Here is a 16,781-nt window from a genome sequence, read left to right on the forward strand (position 1 = left end):
GCGCGCCGGGGTTAGGGTACCAACGTCTGGGAGTTGAGCTCAGGAGCTGTCTTCACTTCGACGGCGATGCCACGAACGTCGACCGTGTCGCCCGCCCGGGTCCCCTTGGGACTCCAGGTGAAACGATACGTCCCCGGAGCCTTTTTCAGCTTGTCCTTGAGGAGATTGGCCTCGAACACCCCCGTGTCCTTGCAGTGTCCGAAGTGGGAGGGGTCGCTCTTGAGCGGGACCGTGTAGCGAATCAACTGGGTGATGGTCACGTCTTGCTGCCACTGGCCCGCATCATCCAATTTCTCGCAGGTGACGTGGAGGGCGATATCGGTGGGCATGAAGCTGGCCTTGCCCACGAATCGGATCTGCTTCGGTCCGACCTCGAAGGAGAACTCGTCGAGGCTCGGTTTGATCGTGACTTGCAGTGGCTTCGCGGGAGGAGGAGGCGTCGCTACCTTCCCAGGGACGGAGAGCTCGACCGAGAAGTTGAGTGCTCCGCCCCAACGGCCGGGGAGGACCTTGCCCTTCTTGTCCTTGAACAGGTCCCAATCCGCGCTGAGGGACGAGCCCGAGATATTGCCCTGACGGATCGTCTCTCCCATCACCTCGAGCTTGATGACGGGTTTGGCCGCCTTCCATTGGTTCGCGTCTCCGTAGAGGGGCACGTCCGTGTGGACCTTGCCGGCGCCCATCTTGATCGCGATCTTACCGAACTCGAATCGCGCCACGGGGGGTAGGAGCTTGTCGGCGACGACCTCGAGGAAATCATTGCCACAAGCAGCCTTGATGTCCTCCGCCGAGGCCTCGATCAGCTTCGTCATGTCACCCACGGGAGACGTCTTCCCGGCCAGCATCATATGCCCGCCGTTCGGAGCGATGAAGCGGGTGCGCACGTGAAGCATCTCATCCTCGGAGGAGAGCGCATTTTCGGCGATGAGTCCCAGGGCGGGGCCCGGATCGAATTGGAAGCCGAGCGGACCGGTTGCTGGCGGCGGCTCGTAGGAGAGCAGGATCCCTGAATCTGTCGCTGTCTCTACTCGCTCGGCCGAAAAGAACTCGGAAGCACGGAGCACCGCCAGTCGCTGTTCCATGGTGTCGAGGTCGGCTTTGGCGCCCGAGGCGGGGACGACGATGAGCGAGAGACCGTCACGCTCGAGGCGTTTGACCAGCATGGGAATGTCTTTTTCAGTTCTGTTCTTCGGCCGGCACGCGTCCCGCAACTCCTGGAGGCGCTGCGCCAGGGGAACGGCCAGTTGGAACTCCTTCTGTACGTTACCCACGAAAACGGCCCCGAAACGCCGATGCAACACAAAGTCTTGGAAGGAGAAGCTGGCCGTGACGCTTGGATTGCTCTTCTCCCTCTCTCGGCCAACGATGACGTCCCTCCTGTATTTGAGTCCACCTGCCACCCTGGTGTCGGCGGGTCTGTTCGCGACGACCGGGATCACGAACTTGCTGGGGGTTGACTTGTCCGTCAGGTCGGGTTGCTTCCCCTTGGGCGCCTGCCAGTAATCGAACAGGATGTAGCCAGCGACGGCGACAGGCCAGTTCGTGTCGCAGATGAAGTTTCCCGTGAAGAGCGGGCGGATGTTGCCATCCGTGGCGGAAGCGGCACCTCCCTTGCCGAGAGTGAATGTCTGTGAGATGTCGGGTTTGGGCACATCGAGCGCCGTCACACCGGTGGTGACAGGCTCGAAGCGTTGTTTGTTTCCATCGGTGGCGTGCATCCCCCACTTGCCCCAGAAAGGGAAGGGGATGTTCGCCTTCGCGACGCCCTCAATATAGGGCGTGCGGCGCAGCATCAGCGGCGCCGGTGGCGCGCTCGCCTCGCTTCGAGGGGTCACCCAGAAGATCACATCGGTCCCATTCGTGCCGTCAGTGGTGGCATATCCGTGCTGCACCAAGAGGGCATTCACCTCCATCCCCACCCGCTGCTCTGGTTCCTTCCAGAGCAGGCCGAGGAACAGCGGCTTCTGGGTGCTCTCGCTGCGTTTCAGCGTGGCAGGCGGCCATGACTTCTTGAGCTCGATGGCCTGCTTCTCGAGGAGAATGTCAATGAGCCACAGCGTGGTGACCGGGTGCATGTTGACGAGGTGAGCGTCCTCGGGCAGCAGTTGGTCGCCAGTGCCGAAGATGCTCTTCTCTTCGGCTTCCGTTCCAAGCACCGGAACCTCGCCGAAGGGATCATTCGCGTCTTTTCTACGGGACCACCAGCTCAGTGGCCGGAGGTTCTTCTTCCACGTCGCGAACTTGTCCGGGTCGCTGGTGTCCACGAGCGCGTCGACGTGTCCGGCTTTCTGGCGGGCATCGAGCTGGGCCTCGAGTCCCTTCGGCGTCCACTCGTTCACATGATCCAGCACGACGTTGCGCCAGCGATGGGCCGCGGCCTTCTTGAAGAGTGCCGTGCGGCTCTCAAGCCGTTTCGGCAGCGGATTCTCGCCCTCCGCCGGGGCGGGCTTGTCGAGGAAGATGTGCGGTGACCAGAGCGAGAACTCGTCCGCCTCCGCGGGCACATTCAGCGTGACCTTTCCCTGGTCCGGCCTGATCTGGATGCGCTCGGTCTTGAATGGGGCTTGAACTCCCGTCTTCCTGTAGGACACCTCGAGGATGCAGTCCCCCCCTGACTCCCCCTTGTATTGGTGCTCATTCTTGAGGGTGATATCGAGGGGATAGGTGAAGGGCTCGGCTGTGCTGCCTTCGCTCGAAAAGAACGTCTGGCCGTCGTTGAAGGACTTCGAAACCTCATCACCGTACGTGTCCTTCAGCAACTTTTCGACAATCTTCCACCCCGCCTTCTCGAACACCTCCCGGATTTCGTTGGGGGCGTCGTGGTTCTGCGCTGAAGGCATTTCCAGGAAGTTGTTCTCCCGCCCCTTCGCTTCACCGACCGGCATGAGAAGCTTGTTCAAGTCACCGGCTTTGTTTCGGAGGAACTGGATTCCACCTTCGTCGCTGGCGGGGGAGAACAGCTCCCAATGCAGGTACTTCGGCAGCTTCGGCGGCTTCGGTTGCCGCGGTTGTGAGACGCCTGGGGAGGGGGCGCTGGTTTCGAAAGGAAAGCCTTCGGTGACGAAGCCGATCGTTTCACCCGCGGCTACGGGGAAGAGCGCGCGATCAAAGGTGACAACGGCCCCCTCCTTGAGAGCTTGGATGGCCTGGCTGACGTCCTCGGGGATGGGCTTGCACAGGGCTAGGGTGCGCTCACCCTCCCGGATGGGCAGTGGTGTTTTGAGATCATGCACCTTGGTGGCCGCCGCCTCCGGGTTCAGCGGCTCCTGGGACCAGAAGGTCTTGCCCACGTCTGGGCTTTTCGGATCGAGATTGACCACCCCGCCGAACTGCATCTTCAAAAGGGACGCCAGCCAGGGGGCCTTCTCGAATCCCTGGCTGTCCGGTCCCCATGCAGGGGGCGCGAGATGCATGTAGAGGCTGTAGAGCGGATGGGGCTTCTCGGGCTCGCCGCTCGGCGCTGGGGCTCCAGCGGCCCCGCCTGTGGAACTGTTGGCTGACTTCCCCACGAGCTCGTGCCGGACCAGGGCGAAGCCCAGATGGCGTCCCTCCGACACATAACGGACGTCGGGATTGTCTCCACCTGTTCCTGGGGCCATGAGACGCGCGGCCACGATGTACCCTGGCATGGCCGCCTGGACCGGGACCTTGGCGTCCACTGGTTCGGGCTCCAGATGCACGCCGCCGTGCAGGTTCTGTTGGAGACCCAGCGGGAAATAGCCTCCATTCCCGCGCTCATTCAGGACGTAGTACTTGAGTGGCGATTCGCGCTTTTGCGCCGCGCTGAACGGGAAGAACACCTGCGGCGGCTCCTCATCGGGGAGTCCCTCGATGGTGTCACGCAGGTATTCGAAGTGCATGTAATCGTCGTAGTAGCCGCCCCAGCTGAACCCGAAGCTCGCCAGGATCTCCACGATCCTTCGGGACATGTCGAAGCGCTCGCCGCCTTGGAAGGGATTGGTATCCCAGTTGATGTCGATCGCGGTGCCCCAGGAGTGGTTGGAGAGCAGATCCTTCTTGGCGGAAGTGCGATTCGAAAACGAGATGATCTCCTCGAAGGAGCCGCGCGCGCGATCTTGCTCGGCGGTACGACCGTTCCACGCACGCCAGAAGCCGTCTTGATTTCTGATCTCCGCGTATTCGGGGCGATTTGCGATCGCGGCCTGGACTTTGGAATTCTGTTTGTAGCGGAAGTAGTATCCACCCACTACGTAGATCACGTAGGGCAGGTTCTCGGCCTTGATCTTCTCGAAAGCCGCCAGCAGGAGATGCGCCAGTCTGCGATTGATCTCCACCGAGGCCGTCCCGCTCTTTTGCGGGCCGATGCCGGGCAGTTTCACTGAGACGATTTCGTTCTTGTGGAAGCTCTCGAGAATGGGGTTTCCGAAAACCCTTGTTGTCTTCTCGAACCTGCTCACGGCACTTCCGCGCTTCGGTTCGAACGCGTCGGGAATTCTTAGTTTGCCATAGAGCTTCTCGACGTCTTGCTCGGTGTTACAGACGTGCGTCGGCTCCTGATAAGGGTAGCTCGGGGCGCTCATGGGGTCTTGACCTCCAGGAACTTGCCCTTGCGCCACTTGAGCATCGACGTCTGCTCGCCGGAGCCCGCGATGCTGAACACGATTTCGGGGATGCCATCGTTGTCGACATCCTTGACCTTCATCAGTTCGGTATCGGGACCGTCGTCGTTGCTTCTATCAATGGACTGGAGCCGCTTCTTCTTGCGGACGTCATAGATCCGCAGGCGCACTTCAGTCCCAGACCCTGGCTGTGAATAGTAATGCTCGAATGCGAATACGTCCGGCGCTACAGGATAGATGCAGGTGTTGACCCGATTGGATTCGCAAGACGCGGCCACCGAGTCGGTCACCAGGTTCTTCATTCCATCGCACGACACCACGGTGACTTTCTTGGTGCGCTTGCCGCCAGTGCAACCCGTGTCCGTTCCTACCAGGAGCACGCCGTTCTTCTCCAGAATCCAGGAGGAGGGATCGATGACGGGGTTTCTGCGATCGATCTTGCAAATGGGTGATTCGGTTACCAGATACGCACCGGGACTCGTGAGAAAAGGGGGGTAGGAATTCGTGTAGAGGTAGGTCATTTCGGTTTCCACCTTCCTCAACGCTTCCTCGCCTTCCTTCCTGTCACTGAACCTGCCGATTGCCCGGTAGACCTTCCCCCTTTCGCCAAAGAGATAGCGATCTCCGGGCAGTTCATAGGGTGCCATAGGTTGACTCGGATCGTATGGCTGCAGTGGCTTTCCATCGTTCTTCCGTTTGCCAATCTGGACGATGAAGCTCTGGCCGTCCCAGTCCGAGTCGCAGAGCCGCGCCTCGTCCGCACGTCCCTGGCCGGGTGCACCGAGCGCCACAAGGGCGCACACGGTCGAGAGGGTCCACCGCCCAACCGGGGAGACGCGAGAAGTACGTTCGTTGCCAGAGGTCATTGGGAAGGGCCTTTCTGAATCCATGTTGGGTGCGACGCGGGTCGCACGCGGGAAATTCGGTCGGAGAGGGTGGGATTACTCCAGACGTTCGAGCACCTGGAGCACGCCTTTGGGCCGGGTTCGGGTCAAGACGAACACGGCGATGTCGGCCGCGGTGCCGCCGGTAGGCCCCATGCTACGGTAGACGATGACGTCCTCGAAACCGTCGGCATTGAAGTCTCCTGTCGCCCACCACTGCACGAAGCCCGCGTAGTCGTTCCCGCGCACGGAGAGCTGACGCCACTTCTCCTCTTGGGGGCCCGCCTCGAACCGCAGCGTTCCGTCGTAGTCGTGCCAGGAGCGTCCTTCGCGCTGGGCTCGTGCGATGTCCCCGAGCTCGTCGTCGGAGATCGCGGGTGCCAGGGCCGCCGGGAGCACCCCGTCGGGCTTCTTCACCGTGAGCACGTCCCTTACGTGGCTGATGCGTGAAGGCCGCGCCGTGGTGATCATTCGCAGGACCCGGCACGCGAGCGCCTTGTTCTGGAACGAGTAGGCATCGGGATCATTCTCGTATTGGACGTCGTTCCTGCCGACCCCGTCCAGGTCGGTACACCGACGAAGCTCGCGCGCACGCCTTCTCGGCAGCCGTCCCTCGCGAAGCTCCCACGCGGATTTCCACTCCCGCGTCAGGGCCGTGGTGGCCTCCGACGGAGAGGAGATATCGAGCCCCGGCATCACCTGCACGGCGAGCTCGCTGACCTGCGCGGGGGCTGTGTTGTCTTGCGTGGGGCTTGCACTGCAGAGCCCCCGGTTGAACTCGATCGCCTTCGCCACTCGCGACTGGGGCTCGAGCTCCTTGGGCGCCTCGTCGAGTACCTGGAGGCAGATGTCCGGGTGCCCGGCTTTCAGATTCGCCAGCGCCAGGTCGGACACCAGCCAGCCCCGGTCCTTGGCGTCGAGAACCCCCCAGCACGACTCTTTCGCTCGCTGGAGTGTCTCGACGGCTTCCGCGTACCTGCCCGCGCCGTAGAGTTCCTGGAAGCGCCGCCGGCTCCTGGCGTAGTCGCTCTTGGAGCAACTGGCTCTACTCGCAGCGGGTTCCGCGGCACGGGCCTCGGTGAGGAACAGCATCGCCGCGAGGAAGAAGGCGGAGAGGAAGATCGGCTCAGCTCGCCGTCCGGGTTTTCGTGCTCCGGCCCCCGCGCTGCGTGCTCTGTTCGTGGTGGTTTCCATGCGAGTCACTCAGCTCGGCCGTGGATCCTACCTCTGGTCCAGAGCCATAGCTTACCCGCACGGAGCCAGGACTCCATGGACGCGATGGATTTCCTCGCGCCCGTGGACTCCTGGCGTTGTATCCCCTTGGAGCTTTACAGGGGGCGCGCTACGCCGTGGCGCCGCGCACCACCTGCAGCAGTTCGCCGGAGTCGATGAGCTCGCAGACCGCCTCGATGTCGCGGTGGATCTCCCGGTCCTTCTCCATGGTGGGCACGCGGCTGCGAACCAGCTCGTGCGCCGCGCGAGGCCCTCGGCCCGCCTTCACCGGCAGCCGGTAGTCCAGTGCCTGGCTCGCCACCAGGATCTCAATCGCGAGGCACGTGCGGGTGAAGTCCGCCACCTGTCGGCCCTTGAGCGCCGCCGTCATGCCCATGGACACGTGGTCCTCTCGGCCCGCCGACGACGGAATCGAGTCCACCGAGGCGGGGTGGCACAGCACGCGCGACTCGGCGACGAGCGCCGCGCTCGTCACCTGCGCAATCATGAAGCCCGAGTTGAGACCCGAGTTCTTCGCCAGGAACGGCGGCAGGTTGGACAGCGCCGGGTTGACGAGCTGCTCCACGCGCCGCTCGCTGATGGACGACAGCTGCGTGAGCGCCATCGCCGTCACGTCCATGGCCAGCGAGATGGGCTGTCCGTGGAAGTTGCCTCCCGAGACGATCTTGCCCGTGTCCACGAAGACGAGCGGGTTGTCCGTGGCGCTGTTCACCTCGACCTCGAGGATGCGCCGGGCGAAGGCCATTCCCTCGCGCGCCGCGCCGTGCACCTGGGGCATGCAGCGCAGCGAGTAGGGATCCTGCACCTTGCTGCAGTTGACGTGCGTCTCCACCAGATCGCTGCCCGCCAGCAGCCGGCGCAGGTGCGCGGCCACGGCCTTCTGGCCCTCGTGGGGGCGCACGTCCTGAATCTCCGGGATGAAGGGCTTGTGGCTGCCCAGCAGGCCCTCCAGCGTCATGGAGCCGGCGAGGTCCGCCACATAGGCGAGCGTCTCGGCGCGCAGCTGGAGCAGGGTGCCCACGGCACACATCGCCTGGGTGCCGTTCACGAGCGCAAGGCCCTCCTTGGCCTCCAGCACCACGGGCTGAAGTCCCGCGCGCTCCAGCGCCGCACGGGCCGGCATCCTCTGGCCCTGGTAGAAGGCCTCGCCCTCGCCGATGAACACCAGCGCCAGGTGCGCCAGCGGCGCGAGGTCTCCCGAGGCGCCCACGCTCCCGCGCTCGGGCACCACCGGCACTACGTCCTTGTTGAGCATGTCCAGCGCCAGCTGCAGCGTCTCCAGGCGGATGCCCGAGTAGCCCTTGGCGAGCACGTTGCACCGCAGCAGCAGCAGGGCACGAGCCTCGGGCAGCGACATGGGCGTGCCCACGCCGGCCGCGTGCGAGAGGATGAGGTTGCGCTGCAGCTCGCGCAGGTCCTTCTTGTCGATGCGCACCTCAGCCAGGGTGCCGAAGCCGGTGTTGATGCCGTAGGAGGGGGTATCCCCGGCGGCGACCCGGTCCACCAGCTCGCGCGAGGTCCGGACGCAGGCTTCGGCCTCGGGGGTGAGCTCCACGAGCGCCTCGTTGCGGGCAACCTGCAGGATCTCCTCCAGTCGGAGGGTGTCTCCATCGATCAGAAGTCGGGGGCGGTACATGTGTGGCTCCGGAAGCTACGGGGCGTGGGGTCCTGGCCCCGGGGCGCCCCCTATATCTCAACAGGCGGCGGGTCGCAGCCCGTCCGCTCGGTCACTTCTTGAGGGAGCTTTTGACAGCCGAAAGGCAGCTCACTACCGTGACGCGCCGTTCCAAGGAGGAACCAGCCAACGTGGCACTAATCGTCCAGAAATACGGCGGAACGTCGGTCGGTGACATCGACCGAATCAAGAACGTGGCCCGCCGCTGCATCGCGGCGCAGGCCGCTGGGAACGATGTGGTCGTGGTGGTGTCCGCGATGTCCGGCGAGACCAACCGCCTCTTGAAACTCGTTTCCCAGATCACCGAGCGGCCGAGCGAGCGAGAGCAGGACGTGGTGGTGGCGACCGGCGAGCAGGTGTCCATCGGCCTGGTGGCCATGGCCATCCACGCGCAGGGAGGCGAGGCAACCAGCTTCCTCGGTCACCAGGTGCAGATCGTCACCGACAGCACCTTCTCCAAAGCGCGCATCAAACGCATCGACGCGGAGAAGATCGTCGAGGCGCTCAAACAGAAGCACATCGTGGTGGTGGCCGGCTTCCAGGGCCAGGACGAGCAGGGCAACGTCACCACGCTGGGCCGTGGCGGTTCGGACACCACGGCGGTGGCCCTGGCCGCGGCGCTCAAGGCGGATGCCTGTGAGATCTACACGGATGTGGACGGCGTCTATACGACGGATCCCAACGTGTGCCCGCCGGCGCGCAAGCTGAACCGCATCTCCTATGAGGAGATGCTCGAGCTGGCCAGCCTGGGCGCGAAGGTGCTGCAGATCCGTTCGGTCGAGTTCGCGATGAAGTACAAGGTGCCGCTCTGGGTGAAGTCCTCTTTTTCGGACGATCCGGGCACGTTGGTGTGTGAGGAGGACAAGTCGATGGAGAACGTGGTTGTCAGCGGCATCGCCTACGACAAGAACGAGGCGAAGATCGCCATCAGTGGTGTGCCGGACGTGCCGGGTGTGGCGGCGAAGATCTTCGGGGCGCTCGATTCGCAGAACATCGTGGTGGACCTGATCGTCCAGACTGCCTCGAAGGATGGTCGCACGGACCTGTCCTTCACGGTGGGCAAGACGGATCTGGCCAAGGCCCGGGAGACCGTGGAGACCGTGGCCCGCGAGGTCAAGGCCGGCGGCGTGGAGACGGATGGCGATGTGGCCAAGGTCTCCATCGTGGGCGTGGGCATGCGCAACCACTCGGGCGTGGCGGCGAAGATGTTCCAGCTGCTCGCCAGCGAGGGCATCAACATCCAGCTCATCTCCACCTCGGAGATCAAGGTCTCCTGCCTCATCCACTCGAAGTACACGGAGCTGGCCGTCCGGACGCTGCACACGGCGTTCGGTCTGGACAAGCCTCCCGCGGCGAGCTGAGCCGTGAACCGGACCGGTGCGCTCGCGGTGGCCTCGCTCGGGCTGTTGGGCCTGGGCGTGGTGGCTCGCGGCCGCTGGCCGGATGCCTCGCCCGCGCTGGACTGTGAGCCCGGCGCGGTGCGGGTGGTGGACGGGGTCGCGAGGTGTGGTGACGGTGCCGCGCCCTCCGCCTCGCAGCGCCTCCTGTTGGGGCAGAAGCTGGACCTCAACTCGGTGGCCGAGGGAGAGCTCGCGAGGGTGCCCGGAGTGGGGCCCTCGCTCGCCCGGCGCCTCGTCCAGGCCCGCGAGACCCGGGGCCGTTTCGTCTCCTGGGAAGAGGTGGCCTCCGTGCCAGGCGTGGGGGCAGCCCGGTTGGAGACCCTCCAGGCGACGACCGAGTTACGGTAGGAGCCACGGCCCCGAGGCGTGTGATAAGCACTCTCCGTGCAGATCTCCTGCCCCCAGTGCTCGATGCAGTACGCGCTCGACCCCCGGTTGCTTCCGCCCGGGGGTGTTCCGGTGGAGTGCACCCGTTGTCGCCACGTCTTCATCGCCGCACCGCCCGCCCCAGCGGCTCCCCAGAAGCCACCGGTGACCGGAAGCCCTGCGGTCCCTCGTCCCGCGCAGAACCCGAATCCCCAGGCGAACCCGAACCTGAACTCCACGCTGCCCTACGGCGCGGGCAAGACGGCTCCACAGCCGTCCATCGGGGCGACGCAGGCGTTTGGAGCGGTGCCGCAGGTGCCTCCGGTGGCTCCCGTGGCGCCAGCGGGCAACAGGCCTCAGCCCGCTCCGGCGGGGATGCCGCCGTCCGCCATGACGACGCAGGTGTTCGGTGCGGTGCCGCAGGTGCCGCCCGTGGCCCCGGTGGGCCCCAGGCCCCAACCCGCCCCGGCGGGGATGCCACCGTCCGCGATGACGACGCAGGCGTTTGGTGCAGTGCCGCAGGTGCCGGCCGCGGCTCCCGTTGGCAACAGGCCTCCTCCAGCTGCCAAGCCTCCTCCCGCGGCCAGGCCCCCTCCGGCGGGCGCCGCGCCCCCTCCCCAGACGACGCAGGTGTTCGGGGCGGTGCCGCAGCCGCAGGGCAACAAGCCTCCGACTCCGTCCACGGCGCAGTTCCTGGTGGTCGGAACCGAGGGAGTCGAGTCCTCGGCGGGTCCCCGGCCCCAGCCGGCCAGGCCCCCCTCCGCGACGACGCCGCCCTTCGGCTCCACGCCGCAGCAGATGGCTCCTGGCGCCACCAGGCCCCCAGCGGGAAGTGCTCCCGCGCCCCAGACGACGCAGGTGTTCGGAGCGGTGCCGCAGCCCGGGCCCCAGGCTCCAGCGGCCCCTCCGCCTTCCGCGGCCACGACCCAGTTGTTCGCGAGCGTTCCGCTCCCCAGCACGCAGGCGGGCGGCACCCAGGGGCCGCAGCCCGGACAGACGGCGGCGGGTCCTACTTCGCAGCCGCCGGGCCTGACGCCTCGGGCCACGACCCAGGATCGGCTCCCCGCGGTTCCGGCTCCGGATCCCTTCCGGTCCGAGCCGATGGTGGGGGTCGCCGTGGGGACGCCCATCGAGCTTCCCGATGAGATCCTGGACCAGTTGAACCGCCCGCTCGCGGAGCTGATGGCGGAGGGGTCCTCGTCCGAGGACCGGGGGCCCGTGCCCGTGGTGGGGCAGTCGGGGCCCCTGGGTCCGGCCTTGTCCAAGCCGCTCGAGCTGCCAGCGGAGCTGCTCGATGGGTCCGTCGACATCAACCAGAAGGGAAGCCGCGACAAGCGCCCCGAGTCCGGGCTCAAGGGGCGGGGTCTGCTCATCGCGGGGGGCGTGCTCGTGCTCGTCCTGACGGCGTTCCTGACCTCGCCGGCCTGGCTCACGAAGTCCGACGCCCTGCCTCACGAGGCCCGGGCCGCCAAGGACGAGGCGGTGGCGCTGCTGCGGCGCGACGACGCGGCCTCGAAGGAGGAGGCGCTCACCCGGTTGAAGGCCCTGTCGGCCGCTCACCCGCGCAGCGTCGAGTTGCAGGCGGAGGTGGGCGTCGCGCTCGGCATGCACCTGGACGACACCCAGGCCCGGGTATCCACGCTCAAGGAAAAGGCGGTGCGGTTGCAGTCGCGGATCAGCCTCCTGACGCAGGCCCAGAAGCCCTTCGACTGGCAGAGCCGCGTCAATGCCATGCGCGAGGAGCTGGCCGCCACGCAGCGGGAGCTGCTCCCGATCGAGGATCGCGGCAAGGTGCTCTCGAAGGATGCCGTGCAGGCGCTGAAGCTGCTGGAGTCGGCCCCCGAGAAGGAGTCCCGGGAGGACGGTCTGGCGCGTCTTCGGGGTCGTGCCCTGCTCAATGGCTCCCTGGGTGGGGACGAGGCGCTCGGCATGGCCGTGAAGCTGTCCCAGGCGGATCTGTCCGACTGGAGCACGCTGACGATGGCCGAGTACGTCCTTCATGGCGCCAAGCCCTCGGAGACCCAGGTCAAGGAGGCCGCCGACTCGCTGGAGCGGCTGCGCGAGAAGGACAAGACCTTCCTGCGCGCCTACGTGTTAGGGGCGCGCATCGCCCTGCTGCGCAAGGAGCCCGCCGCCGCGCAGGCATTGCTGGACACCGTCATCACCCTCAACCCCAAGCACGAGCTGGCCAGGCAGCTCCATGCGCATGCCCGGGAGGTGGCGAAACAGGAGCCCGCACCGGCGCCAGCTCCCGAGCTCGAGTCCACGCCGTCGTCCGCTCCCGACGCCAGCACGCCTGGGTCCGAGGCCACTCCCACCTCGCCCGACCCGGAGGCCACCACCCCCACGCCCGCCCCCGAGGCCACCCCCACGCCCTGACCCGGGGTGGTCATCCGCTGACCCTCGAGTGGAAAAGAAGTTCCCACTCCCCGCGAGCGCCGGGTGCTTGCACGCTCGGGCTGGAGGGCAGGTTCCGGTCCGGGACGGCGGTATGTGCCTTGCTTGCCTCATGCCCCCGAGTGGCATGCGTTGAGGCGTGCCGAGGGCCGGGGAGGCTGGGGTGATGGCGGATCTGGTGTTCTGGTGTGCCGCGGTGCTGCTGGTGCACACGTACTTTCTGTACCCGGTGGTGCTGTTCGCTCTGGATGGGGTGGCGCAGGTGCTGCACAACGTGCGCTACATGCGCTCGGGGGCGAGCCGGCGCCGGGGCGAGGAGCAGGCGAGCGAGCTGCCTCGGGTGAGCCTGGTGGTGGCGGCCTACAACGAGGCGAGCTGCATCGAGGAGAAGCTGCGCAACAGTCTGGCGCTGGACTATCCGGAGAGGCGCTTCGAGGTGCTGATCGGCTCGGATGGCTCGACGGACGGGACGGACGAGCGGGTGCTGCAGTGCACGGACGAGCGGGTGAAGCTGTCGGCGGCGCCGCGCGGGGGGAAGACGTCGGTGTTGAACCGGTGCATCCCGATGGCGAAGGGCGACATCGTGGTGCTGTCGGACGCGAACACGATGATTGAGCCAGAGGCGGTGACGCGGCTGGTGCGGCACTTCGAGGACCCCGAGGTGGGGGCGGTGTGCGGGCAGCTACGGCTCTACAACCCGACGAAGGCCGAGTACGAGGAGAGCGCGTACTGGACCTATGAGTCGCTCATCAAGTTCTACGAGGGCAAGCGCGGGGCGGTGGTGGGGGCGAACGGGGGGCTGTACGCGATCCGCCGCTCGCTGTTCAACGCGCTGCCGCCGTCGACGATCGTCGACGACTTCGTGATTCCGCTGCGCATCCTGGAGAAGGGCTACAAGGTGGTCTACGAGCCCGAGGCGGTGGCGCACGAGGAGACCACGGAGGACTACGGGAAGGAGTTCGGGCGGAGGGCGCGCATCGCGGCGGGGAACTTCCAGAGTCTGAGGATGGTGCCAGGGCTGCTCTCGCCGCTGTCGGGCTTCCCGGCGTTCGCGTTCTGGTCGCACAAGCTGCTGCGCTGGTGCGCGCCCGCGCTGATGGCCCTGGCGTTGGTGGCGAACCTCTTCCTGCTGAACAGTCCTCTCTACCAGCTGACGCTGGCGGGGCAGGGGCTGTTCTACGGGCTGGCGTACCTGGGGAAGAAGGGCGCGCTGAGGGGCTCGGCGCGGCGGGTGGCGTCGGTGGCCTACTACTTCGTGACGATGAACCTGGCGATCGTCGTGGGCTTCTGGCGCTTCCTGCGCAACTCGCAGCGGGCCGCGTGGGACCGGACGGCCCGGGCCTCGTCGTAGGCCTCCCTCCGCCGTCACCACGCGGTGTGGCGGTAGTCCTTGAAGAAGTTGCCCCACACGTACTGGCGGGTGTTCACCGAGGAGATGACCGGATCCACCACGCGCGCCGCGCCATCGACGATGTCCAGCGGCGGCTGGAAGTCGAGCTCCTGCTGCTTGCGTTCCGCGTGCATCGCCGGGTCCTCATCGGTGACCCAGCCGGTGTCCACCGCGTTCATGAAGATGCCGTCCTTCGCGTAGTCGGGCGCGGAGGTCAGCGTCATCATGTTCAGCGCGGCCTTCGCCATGTTCGTGTGCGGATGCTTGTCCGTCTTCGTCCCGCGCGAGAAGCTGCCCTCCATTGCGGAGACGTTCACGATGTGGCCGGGCTCGGAGCGGTCGCGCGTCATCAGCGGCTTCAGCTTTCCGCAGAGGATGAACGGCGCTACCGCGTTCACCAGGTGGACCTCCAGCATCTCGGCTGTCGGAACGTCCGCGAGCTTCATCCTCCAGGAGTTCATCCGTCGCAGATCCACCTGCTGCAGGTCCGCGTCCAGCCGTCCCTCGGGGAACAGGGCGCGCGTGTCGCCCTCCTGCTCGAGGACGTACGGGAGCAGCGACAGCGCGGCGGACGAGTGGATGCCGAGCGCGGGATCGCTGCTGCGCCATGTGGGTACGAGCGTCGAGGCGTCGATGCCACCTTCACCGAGGGCGGGCTGTACCGCTGCGACGCACTCCTCGTGTCCGGCGAGGAGCGGGCGCAGCTCCGCCGGGAGCTCGTCGAAGCGGCGCTGTTCGCCCTCCAGCAGGTGCGCGTAGAAGCCGGGCGGACGGCGCACGGTCTGCGCCGCGTTGTTGATGAGGATGTCCAGCCGGTGGTGCGCCTGCTCGATGTGCCGCGCGAACAGCTCGACGCTGGGGGCGTGCCGCAGGTCGAGGCCGTGGATGTGCAGCCGATGCGACCACGCCGCGAAGTCCGGCTCTCGCACGTAGCGATGCGCCGCGTCTTTCGGAAACCGGGTGGTCGCGATCACCCGCGCTCCCGAGCGGAGCAACATCAGCGATGCCTGATACCCGATCTTCACGCGCGCGCCGGTGATCAGCGCGACCTTCCCGGACAGCGCCGCCCGCTGTGTCCGCTTCGCGTAGTTGAAGTCCGCGCACTCGCCGCACATCGAGTCGTAGAAGAAGTGCAGCTTCCGGTACTCGACCTTGCAGACGTAGCACCTGCGCGCGACCTCGAGGATCCGCTCTGGACCCTCCGAGGGCGGCGGAGGCGGAAGTTGTGGCACCGTGAACACGGCGGCACGGCGCAGCGCGCGGATCTCGGTCGTCGCGCGGACGCTGCGGTCGTGCGCGCGCTTCGCCTGCTTCCGCTCGCGCCTCAGCGCCTTCGCCAGCCGTGTCTTCGTGTCGCGATCCGGGTGCACCACGTTGCCAGCGGCGGTCAGGAGTGCGATCCGCTCCGGCTCTGGGAGACTCGCCAGCAGGATTCGGTCCGCGACGATCGCCTCGAGGAGGTGCGTGCACCGGCGTACCTCGTCCAGCGACAAAGTGGTCGGCGGTGCAGCGGTCGGTGGTGTCTGGGGTCTCTCGACGTCCTTCATGCCATCGGTGCATACCCCCCGCGGTAGCGCGCGCAAAGAGAAGAGGTGGGGTTGGGCTCGACGGGTGGGAGGGGGGTCGTGCGGCCAGGCCGTGGCTCTCATCGGGTGCCCACCGTCCCGAGGATCCCGTTCCGCCTCTGTTCGGGGGGGCAACGCGAACCCCGGCCGCTGCTCGCGCTCCGCTGGAGTCGGGCAGACTTGGAAGAAGGCCCTTGGGGCAGCGTCCATACCGGGGGGCCGGGAGCCAAGACGATGAAACACAAGGACCCGACGACCGTGGCCGTCCCTGGACCCGCGGGGCGACTGATGGCGACAGGAGAAGGCGACGGGGCGTCGGCCACAACCTGGACGAGGCCTTCGAGCGCTTCACGGGGCCCACCCACGCGTTGGCGGTAGACACCGGCCCTGAGACGTTGGTGGCCCAGCGACCCGAGCTGTCCCACTCCGTGCTGTCGCACGCGAGTCACTGGCTGATGATGGACTCGCCGCAGTGGCTCCACACGGAGTTGGTTCGCTTCCTCGGCCGCTGCAAGCCCAATCCCTGAGCGATGGGCCTACCGCCGTGCCACCGCGGTGGGCCCCGACTCGGGCAGCACGGAGCCGAACGCGGCGAACAACTGCCCGGTGAGCACGGGCACCTTCCCGGCCCCGGGCGCTCGCAGCATGTCGTTGAGCACCTCGCCGGTGCGCGGATCCCTCCGGAGGCTCGGCTTCGCGAGGTTCATCCGGTAGCGCACCACGCCGCGCTTCACGCGGTGGATGACGACGACGGTGCCATCGCTCTCAATCCCGTCCACCAGCCCCACGTGCGTGAGCCCGTCGTTGCGCCGCCCGTCGCGGTTCTGGTCATAGGTCTCCCGGAAGAACACCAGGTCTCCCGGCTTCGGCTGGCCCCGGGTGTACACGCGGCCATGGGAGCGGGCGTAGCGGTACATGGCGGTGACTCCATTGTCCCCGGTCACGCCGGCGCCGCGAAAGGAGACTCCGGCCCTGGAGTAGACGGCCTCGACGAAGCCGGTGCAGTCATTCGGCCACGAGCGCCCAGCGAGCCGCACCTTGCTGCTGCCCACGAGCCCGCGGGCCGCGGCGAGCACGTCCTCGCGAGAATCGGGTGGGGGAGGGCGCACCTGCTTCGAGGGGGCGGGCGAGGAGGCGGCCACGCTCAGGGGCGCCCGGGGCGCGGCGGCGGGCGTCAGCGGGCTGTAGCGGTAGCCGGAGGCGATCACCCGCCCTCCCAGGGGCATGCCGGTGGCGCACCCCGTCATCACCACCAGTCCCGCGAGCAGTATGCAGAGCCTCATGTCGCGAC

General features: G+C 66.7%; 11 protein-coding genes. 5 read left to right on the forward strand and 6 right to left on the reverse strand.

Features of this window, described 5'->3' with window-relative positions; genetic code table 11:
* Positions 1 to 11 precede the first annotated feature (11 nt).
* The 4 genes from DAT35_RS47425 to hutH form a co-directional block, all read right to left on the reverse strand.
* Positions 12 to 4,541, reverse strand: a complete 4,530-nt coding sequence (locus tag DAT35_RS47425) for a M15 family metallopeptidase (protein ID WP_108075965.1) — start codon at positions 4,539 to 4,541, stop codon at positions 12 to 14.
* The gene (locus DAT35_RS47430; RefSeq protein ID WP_108075966.1) at positions 4,538 to 5,446 is read right to left on the reverse strand and encodes a hypothetical protein; all 909 of its coding nucleotides are present in this window, start codon (positions 5,444 to 5,446) and stop codon (positions 4,538 to 4,540) included. Before DAT35_RS47430 ends, DAT35_RS47425 begins: the two co-directional genes overlap by 4 nt.
* A gap of 75 nt (positions 5,447 to 5,521) precedes the next feature.
* Positions 5,522 to 6,658: a hypothetical protein gene (locus DAT35_RS47435; RefSeq protein WP_108075967.1), complete on the reverse strand. Its 1,137-nt coding sequence runs from the start codon at positions 6,656 to 6,658 to the stop codon at positions 5,522 to 5,524.
* Between the two features lie 148 nt (positions 6,659 to 6,806).
* Positions 6,807 to 8,333: a histidine ammonia-lyase gene (gene hutH / locus DAT35_RS47440; RefSeq protein WP_108075968.1), complete on the reverse strand. Its 1,527-nt coding sequence runs from the start codon at positions 8,331 to 8,333 to the stop codon at positions 6,807 to 6,809.
* Between the two features lie 170 nt (positions 8,334 to 8,503).
* Between hutH and DAT35_RS47445 the strand changes: the two genes are divergently transcribed.
* The 4 genes from DAT35_RS47445 (at position 8,504) to DAT35_RS47460 (ending at position 13,886) form a co-directional block, all read left to right on the forward strand.
* Positions 8,504 to 9,733: an aspartate kinase gene (locus tag DAT35_RS47445; RefSeq protein ID WP_108076024.1), complete on the forward strand. Its 1,230-nt coding sequence runs from the start codon at positions 8,504 to 8,506 to the stop codon at positions 9,731 to 9,733.
* Positions 9,734 to 9,736: 3 nt separating this feature from the next.
* Positions 9,737 to 10,120 carry a helix-hairpin-helix domain-containing protein gene (locus DAT35_RS47450; protein ID WP_108075969.1) on the forward strand — a complete coding sequence of 128 codons (384 nt, stop codon included), beginning with the start codon at positions 9,737 to 9,739 and terminating at the stop codon, positions 10,118 to 10,120.
* 36 nt (positions 10,121 to 10,156) lie between these two features.
* Entirely contained in the window at positions 10,157 to 12,517 is a 2,361-nt protein-coding gene (locus DAT35_RS47455) for a zinc-ribbon domain-containing protein (protein WP_108075970.1), read from the forward strand.
* A 184-nt stretch (positions 12,518 to 12,701) separates the two neighbouring features.
* The gene (locus DAT35_RS47460) at positions 12,702 to 13,886 is read left to right on the forward strand and encodes a glycosyltransferase family 2 protein (protein WP_108075971.1); all 1,185 of its coding nucleotides are present in this window, start codon (positions 12,702 to 12,704) and stop codon (positions 13,884 to 13,886) included.
* 14 nt (positions 13,887 to 13,900) lie between these two features.
* Here DAT35_RS47460 and DAT35_RS47465 read toward each other — a convergent pair whose 3' ends face one another.
* Entirely contained in the window at positions 13,901 to 15,472 is a 1,572-nt protein-coding gene (locus DAT35_RS47465; RefSeq protein ID WP_108075972.1) for an SDR family NAD(P)-dependent oxidoreductase, read from the reverse strand.
* Between the two features lie 416 nt (positions 15,473 to 15,888).
* Here DAT35_RS47465 and DAT35_RS61990 point away from each other — a divergent pair, with 416 nt between their 5' ends.
* Complete coding sequence (locus DAT35_RS61990; RefSeq protein WP_255415253.1) at positions 15,889 to 16,017, forward strand: hypothetical protein; 129 nt, start codon at positions 15,889 to 15,891, stop codon at positions 16,015 to 16,017.
* A gap of 9 nt (positions 16,018 to 16,026) precedes the next feature.
* Here the strand turns inward: DAT35_RS61990 and DAT35_RS47475 are convergent, their stop codons facing one another.
* Positions 16,027 to 16,773, reverse strand: a complete 747-nt coding sequence (locus tag DAT35_RS47475) for a CHAP domain-containing protein (protein ID WP_108075973.1) — start codon at positions 16,771 to 16,773, stop codon at positions 16,027 to 16,029.
* Positions 16,774 to 16,781 lie beyond the last annotated feature (8 nt).

The sequence above is a fragment of the Vitiosangium sp. GDMCC 1.1324 genome (assembly GCF_003044305.1).
GTDB lineage: Bacteria > Myxococcota > Myxococcia > Myxococcales > Myxococcaceae > Archangium.

Bases quoted from the DNA above. Each gene is read 5' to 3' on its own strand.
- DAT35_RS47425 (WP_108075965.1), bottom strand. From the start codon at position 4,541: ATGAGCGCCCCGAGCTACCCTTATCAGGAGCCGACGCACGTCTGTAAC.
- DAT35_RS47430 (WP_108075966.1), bottom strand. From the start codon at position 5,446: ATGACCTCTGGCAACGAACGTACTTCTCGCGTCTCCCCGGTTGGGCGG.
- DAT35_RS47435 (WP_108075967.1), bottom strand. From the start codon at position 6,658: ATGGAAACCACCACGAACAGAGCACGCAGCGCGGGGGCCGGAGCACGA.
- hutH (WP_108075968.1), bottom strand. From the start codon at position 8,333: ATGTACCGCCCCCGACTTCTGATCGATGGAGACACCCTCCGACTGGAG.
- DAT35_RS47460 (WP_108075971.1), top strand. From the start codon at position 12,702: ATGGCGGATCTGGTGTTCTGGTGTGCCGCGGTGCTGCTGGTGCACACG.
- DAT35_RS47465 (WP_108075972.1), bottom strand. From the start codon at position 15,472: ATGAAGGACGTCGAGAGACCCCAGACACCACCGACCGCTGCACCGCCG.
- DAT35_RS47475 (WP_108075973.1), bottom strand. From the start codon at position 16,773: ATGAGGCTCTGCATACTGCTCGCGGGACTGGTGGTGATGACGGGGTGC.